The organism is Candidatus Omnitrophota bacterium, assembly GCA_013791745.1.
In the GTDB taxonomy this organism is placed as follows: Bacteria; CG03; CG03; order CG03; family CG03; genus CG03.
Genome location: VMTH01000066.1, coordinates 1 through 6,629 on the forward strand (window position 1 = coordinate 1; position 6,629 = coordinate 6,629).

Below are 6,629 nucleotides of genomic sequence, written 5' to 3' on the forward strand. Positions count from 1 at the left end.
TCCCCCTCCCGTACTAAAAGAACTCGGTAATATCATAGATACGGATTTTATTGTCGTAGGGATCGGCAATGAGTTAAGAGGTGATGACGGTGCCGGTATCTATATAGCGGCAGAAGGCATGAAAGAATGCGCCGGTAAATTCATAGACGCCGGTATGGCAATTGAAAATCACATTTTTAAAATAACAGCCATAAATGAAAAACTTGTTTTTATTGTTGACGCAATGGGCGGAGATGGTGAGGCGGGACAAATAAAAATTATAGAACTGGACAAACTCAACTCACAGGGGATTTCTACTCATTCCCTAAGTTTGAAGATGATTGACCTGTTTTTCAAAGAAGCGGGACAAAAAGTTTACCTCGTTGGAATACAGGTATCGGACTCGTCAATCGGCTCCGTGATGTGCGGTGAAGTTAGGGAAAGCGCTGATATTCTTATAGAATTCTTTATAAACAAACTGCGGGAGTTTAGCGAACCATCTCCCGCGAAGGCGGATTAAAATGCACGAATTAAGTCTAGCAAGGCCTCTGGCGCAGGAAATAGAAGAAAAATGCGGCGGCAGAACACCCTCAAAAATCATAATTGCGGTCGGCGAGGCGTCCGGCATTGATAGCGCTTTTCTCCGTCATTCCTTTGAAGACCACATTTTCCCTGAAAAAAAATGGCAGAGTGCGTCGCTGGTATTTGAAAAGGAAGCCCCTACCCTGATATGCCTGAAATGTGGAAAAATACTGGAGGAAGCGACTCAATTCGCCTGCCCCGATTGCGGAAACATAGACATTGGTATAAATTCGGGCAACAGAGTCTATGTCAAAGAAGTTATTTGTAAATAAATTGCGGGGACAGAACCCTGTCTCGGCGCAGTTAGATTACTCTGCCCCGTTCTTTTCATAATGGATGACATGTGGGTAGTGTCGCGCAACTTTGACCCCTGTATATTTTTCAAAACAGTCAGTTTTGCTATAATATTCCAACGGGCATAGCGCCCATGTTATCAAACCGCTTTTGAAAAGGAGAAAAAATGAAAGAAAAAGTGAAAGAAGTGCTTGAGAAAATAAAACCGTCTCTTCGGAGCCACGGCGGCGATGTTGAACTTGTGGATGTCACCGACGACGGAATCGTCAAAGTCAGACTCACCGGAGCCTGCGGCGGCTGCCCCATGAGCCAGATGACGCTTTCCATGGGAATAGAAAAAACCCTGAAAGAGGAAATCCCCGGAGTGAAAAAAGTAGAAGCCGTCAAATAAACTTTATTTGACGGAGCATTGAGGCAGTGACTTATATAATTATATATTCAGCAGCCTATCCTTTCAGGAAAATTTAGCGATTCCTGAAATTTTATAAAAGCAAACTTACTTTTTAATAGTGCTCTTGCTAAAAAAGGCGTCCACTTTACTTAAAAATTGATTACCGTCAAATGGCTTACGCAAATAACTGAATGCTCCTCCCCTTTTGCATTCGTCTTCGCTTATTTTAGGATTTCCGGACATCATTATTACCCCTGTGCCCGGGAACTTTTGTTTGATATGTATAAGAAGCTCCATCCCTGTCTCTCCCGGGAGATTTATATCACTTATTACCATATGAAATTTTTTCTGCTCAAGTTTCCTTTTTGCCTCTTTGACATCAGCCGCTGTATTCACATCATAATTTTTAAATTGCAGCATCTGCGCACAGGCATCCAGTATCCAGCAATCATCATCCACAACCAAAATTTTCTTCATTGCCTTATACTCCCTTTCAATTCAATTGTAAATCAATTTAACCATATATGTCAAGTTTTATACAGACATATTTTCTATGGAGCAAGAAAACCTATATTATTACAATACTCTGGAGGAACTCATGAACAACATAGCTGAAACGGTGGCGGTTTTTGTCCGCAAATACCGTAAAAAAAGAGAAATGACACAGGAGGAACTCGCAGAAAAATGCGGACTTCACCCGACATATATCGCGAAAATTGAAAGCGGCAGACAGGTCTGCAGTTTGAAAACGCTTTCGCGGCTCGCAGACGCCTTAAGTGTATCCCCGCATGCGCTACTCGGGCAGATTGACAAAAAACAAGCAGCGGTTTATCAATTCCAAAACGAACATCTGCGGGATATACTCGAAAAAGGAAATAAGTCCGACAAGGAAATGCTTTTTGCCGTAGCTGAAACGCTGATAAAAAAACGAAAAAAAAGTAAATCTTGAAAAAGAAAAAAATTAAAGATTTGGCGGAAATAGACAGACCGCAGGAAAAACTCATTAAATACGGCCCCGGAAAACTTTCCGACGCGGAACTTCTCGCCATATTATTAAGAACCGGTAAAGTGGGGCTGAATGCCGTTGAACTGGCAAAAAAAATCTTAAAAAATTTCAGGGATGAACTGCCTTATACCGCTTTCGGCGAAATGAGAAAAACTTCCGGCATAGGAAAAGTAAAAGCCTGTGAAATTGTTGCCTGCTTTGAATTGGGCAAAAGATTACTCAAGGACAAAAAAACTCAAATCTGTATGGGGCCGGCGGATATATGGAACAGTTTGATTGATTTACGGGCGCGCAAAAAGGAATACTTTATAATTTTTTACTTTGATACGCAAAATCAGGAATTAAAAGGAAAAGTGATAACCGTGGGAACTCTGAACGCTACTCTGGTTCACCCCCGCGAAGTTTTTGAGCCGGCGGTAAAAAATCTTGCGGCGCAGATTATCGTAGCCCATAATCACCCTTCAGGAAACCCTGACCCTTCGGAGGATGATCTGAAAATTACGAAAAAGCTGGTGGCTGCCGGAAAAATACTGGGAATAGAAGTAGTAGACCACATCATCGTTACCAAAAAAAGTTTCTTCAGCTTTAAGGAAAAAAATCTACTGTAACATCTGTGTTCTGCCGGAGCAAGCAATCTTTCTTTATTTGAGGCGCCATTTGACGCCGGAAGGCGTGTCTTCTATAACAACGCCCTTTTCAAGAAGTTCCTGCCTTATACTGTCGGCTGAAGCGTAGTCCCGGGATTTTTTCGCAGCGATACGCTTTTCAATCATTCCCTGAATTTCGTCTTCGGATATAAGAAGTTTCTTTTCTTTTTTTTCGAGCTTGAGAAAGCCGAGGATGGCGTCCATATCCTCTGCCTTCTTTAAAACAGCCGAGGATTTTGTCTGATTAAACAGTTTGACAAGGGCGAAAAAAGAGGCAAAGGCGGCGGATGTGTTGAAATCATCCGCGAGAGCGGACATGAAATCCTCATATATTTTTTCCGCCTCTAATCGTGCTTCGCCGGTCTCATCCTGTTTCGGTTTTTCCTCAAAGGCCCTGTTCACCCTTTCAAGCGTCCTTTCGGCGTCGGAGAGGGCGTCTTCAGAAAAATCTATGGGGGAACGGTAATGCTGGCTGAGAAGAAAGAAACGCACCGCCTGAGGCGAGAATTTTTTATATATATCCCGGAGCGTGAAAAAATTGCTGAGCGATTTGCTCATCTTTTCCTTATTTATGGTCACAAAACCGTTGTGCAGCCAGAAGCGGCTGAAAGGTTTACCTGTTATCGCCTCACTCTGCGCTATCTCGTTTTCGTGATGAGGAAAAACAAGATCCTGGCCACCTGCGTGAATGTCCAGCGTCTGCCCCAGATACTTGGCGCTCATCACGGAACATTCTATGTGCCAGCCAGGCCTGCCCTTTCCCCAGGGCGAATCCCAACCGGGCTCGCCTTCGGCGGACTTTCTCCACACGGCAAAATCCAGAGGGCTTTCTTTTTCCTTGTCCACTTCCACCCGCGCTCCCGGCTTAAGATCAGCGGTGTTTCTGCCCGACAGTTTGCCGTAATCCTGAAACTTTCCTATTCTGTAATACACGCTGCCGGCGATCTCATAAGCAAAACCCTTTTCCATAAGTTTTGACACCGCCTCTATTATGTCGCCTATGTGTTCCGACACCTTAGGCGAAACATCGGCGTCATCAACACCGAGCCGCCTGATATCGGTGTAATACTCGTCTATAAACCTGCTCGAAAGCGTCAGGCAGTCCGTGTTTTTTTCAGCGGCGCGCGCTATTATCTTATCGTCTATGTCCGTAAAATTCTGCACATACTTCACGTTATACCCCGCGCTTTTGAGAAATTTCCTTATTGCGTCAAAAACGACATAGCATCTGCCGTGACCCAGATGCGTGTAATCGTAGGGCGTGATACCGCAGACATACATGCCGGCCTCGCCTTCTTTCAGCGGGGCAAAATCTTCCTTTTTCTTCGTCAGCGTGTTATAAAAAAATATTTTCCTCATATTAACCTTCTATCAGGCAGGCGCAGAAACAGCCTATGCCCGCACCGGCGATACCGAGCCCCTCCGGCCTTGTCGCCTTGACGCTCACGGCGGATCTGGGAATTTTTAGAAGCGACGCGAGCTTCACCTGTATCTTTCCGTAATGCTTTGAAAGATGGGGTTTTTCCGCGAACACTATACAGTCTATGTTGACGACCTTAGCCTTTGTGATCTTCATTGTTTCGGCAAGGAGTTTAAGTGACGATATTCCCTTGAGCTTAGGGTCGGTGTCGGGAAAATATTTACCCTTGTCTCCTTTGCCTGCGGCGCCCAGAAGAGCGTCAATGACAGCGTGTATCAGCGCGTCCCCGTCGGAATGGCCATGAAGGCCCCTGTCCGAGGGGATTTTGACACCGCCCAGATAAAGGGTTAGCCCCTTTTTCAGAGGATGCACATCAAAACCTATGCCTACTCTCAAACTATTTCACCTCAAAATAAACGCTGTCGCCTATTTTTCCGCCGCTCTCAAGATAAACGGCCCATTCGCCCGCCGGCAAAATCATCGGCAGCCTTATCTCAACGGCTTTACCCGCGTACATGGAAAAACCTTTTTCAAAAGTGTTCAGCCACACGCTTTCCCATTTGTACGCCGCAGGCGAACCCTGAGCCAGCGGTATTTTCACATAATACAGCAGATCATCCGGCGCCTTAAGCTTTGAATACAGGACATCAGACCCCCTGCCTTTCCGCGCTATATAAAGATTAGCGGTTTTCTCAAAATCGCCCTCCGCGAAAATGTAGCCGCAATTTGAGCCGCGGGCGTAATAAAGCGCGCTGATGTCCACACCCTCCGGGCCGTCGCGGCGGGGGTCTATGAACCTGTCGGCACCGCTCCAGAACTTTTCATTCGGCGCCCCGTCAAGAAAAATATCGGCATATTCAAAGAGCGGCTTGAGGACCTGCGAAGGGCTGAAATCTCCGTAGGAAAAATGCACCTCTGTCAGCAGCCGGTCGGACGGAGACAGATCTTTTTTTCTGTACGCCACTTCGGCGGATGTCTCTCTGAGCGTGAGGAAATACGGATAATTCGCGGCGAACTTTAAGGCAGGCGCACGGCCGTTCAAAGGAAAAGCCAGTTCTTTTATTTCACCGAACTCTTTTGAGGAGCTCCTGAAAGAACCGGAATAATCCCCGAGCGATGTTCTCATATGTATCCCGGGATTTCCCGCAGGCAGAACATTCAACGCCACATCGCATGAAATAGAGCTTTGTCCGGAATTTTGAAGGGAACAGTAGTATTTGACCACATTTTTGCCTTTTGCCATGACAAATGTTTTCTTTATTTCCAGCGGATAATCTTTTAAAAAAGCGGAAAGACGCCAATAATCCTCTTTCGCGTCCTTTTTAATTTCCCATCCCTTGTCGTAGGAGCGGAAATTAAAATAAGTTTTCAAGGCATAATCGGTTTTTCCGCCCGAAGGATTGCCGGCGGCGATGATGCCTTCCGACGGCACCGTTATCAGAACAGGATTCAGGTTTTCCGCCGCGAAATATATCCTGAAATAACCGTTACTCACGGCTAAAATACTTTCCCCGTCCAACGCGAGATCAAAACTCTCCGAGAAATCGTAAAAAGCCTGTGTCAGAGCCAGCATCTCCGGGATAAAGAGAGCCGCGTCGGGCGAGGCAAAATATTTGCTCTGGCCCATCTTATAGATATTTTCAGAAAGTGAGGCCGGAAACTCCGAAGCCATAGACTGGAATTTTCGCCACTCCGCCAGGAACAATTCCTGGAATTTACCGAGTTTGCCCGGAACCGGCTCAAGTATAGAGGGAAGTTCCTTAAAATATGCGGGTTCTTTGAGCGAAAGCTTCCGCGCGCTCGAAACTCTGATATTCATCTTGCGCAGCGACGAAAATAAAGCCTCTATGTCTTCGGATGTGTAGCCCGCTATTTTCACATTGAACACCACCGAACCGCCGGGAATTGAACCGGCGACGTCGCCGAACACGGCGCCGGACGTCTTCACAAAATCCTCCAGCCAACCGCTGGCGGGGGGAAGAGAGGCAGCTTTTGAGACCCTGCCGCTGACCGAATACAAAAGCAGGCTGTCAGGCATAAGAAAGGCCTGCAGGCGCTGGGCATCTATGGCTTCTCCTATAGCGCTCTCCTCCGAAAACGCGTATTTAAAACCCATGTTTTTAAGCGAGGCCAGAGTGCGGGAGGTGAGTTTCAGGTCCCGCGGATAAAAACCGTCAACGGCTGAGGCTGAAACACTCTCGGCAAGCAGTTTGAATCTTTTGATCTGACTGTGGATAATATCGTCGCCCGCGCGATGGAGATCTATATCATAAAAGATACCTGACAGGAGTTCGGCGCTGCCGGAAGCGA

At 46.3% G+C, this 6,629-nt stretch carries 8 protein-coding genes; 5 read left to right on the forward strand and 3 right to left on the reverse strand.

Going from position 1 to position 6,629, the window contains the following annotated elements; translation table 11 throughout:
- From FP827_03055 to FP827_03065, 3 genes are all read left to right on the forward strand, one after another.
- The coding region (locus tag FP827_03055; GenBank protein ID MBA3052056.1) for a hydrogenase maturation protease at positions 1-499 on the forward strand (499 nt) is incomplete at its 5' end.
- Between the two features lies 1 nt (position 500).
- Positions 501-833, forward strand: coding sequence for a hydrogenase maturation nickel metallochaperone HypA (locus FP827_03060; GenBank protein MBA3052057.1), 333 nt, complete (start codon positions 501-503; stop codon positions 831-833).
- Between the two features lie 188 nt (positions 834-1,021).
- Positions 1,022-1,246, forward strand: a complete 225-nt coding sequence (locus FP827_03065; GenBank protein MBA3052058.1) for a NifU family protein — start codon at positions 1,022-1,024, stop codon at positions 1,244-1,246.
- A gap of 105 nt (positions 1,247-1,351) precedes the next feature.
- On the opposite strand, the gene FP827_03070 is transcribed toward FP827_03065, so the two are convergent.
- Entirely contained in the window at positions 1,352-1,723 is a 372-nt protein-coding gene (locus tag FP827_03070; protein ID MBA3052059.1) for a response regulator, read from the reverse strand.
- A 121-nt stretch (positions 1,724-1,844) separates the two neighbouring features.
- Between FP827_03070 and FP827_03075 the strand changes: the two genes are divergently transcribed.
- Positions 1,845-2,195, forward strand: a complete 351-nt coding sequence (locus FP827_03075; GenBank protein ID MBA3052060.1) for a helix-turn-helix transcriptional regulator — start codon at positions 1,845-1,847, stop codon at positions 2,193-2,195.
- On the forward strand, positions 2,189-2,860 hold the full coding sequence (locus FP827_03080; GenBank protein ID MBA3052061.1) for a JAB domain-containing protein: 672 nt from the start codon (positions 2,189-2,191) through the stop codon (positions 2,858-2,860). The genes FP827_03075 and FP827_03080 overlap by 7 nt, the downstream gene beginning before the upstream one ends.
- Before the next feature lie 33 nt (positions 2,861-2,893).
- Here FP827_03080 and FP827_03085 read toward each other — a convergent pair whose 3' ends face one another.
- The gene (locus FP827_03085) at positions 2,894-4,258 is read right to left on the reverse strand and encodes a cysteine--tRNA ligase (protein ID MBA3052062.1); all 1,365 of its coding nucleotides are present in this window, start codon (positions 4,256-4,258) and stop codon (positions 2,894-2,896) included.
- A gap of 1 nt (position 4,259) precedes the next feature.
- Positions 4,260-4,715 (reverse strand): 2-C-methyl-D-erythritol 2,4-cyclodiphosphate synthase, encoded by a 456-nt coding sequence (gene ispF / locus FP827_03090; GenBank protein MBA3052063.1) that lies wholly within the window; start codon positions 4,713-4,715, stop codon positions 4,260-4,262.
- Between the last annotated feature and the right edge of the window lie 1,914 nt (positions 4,716-6,629).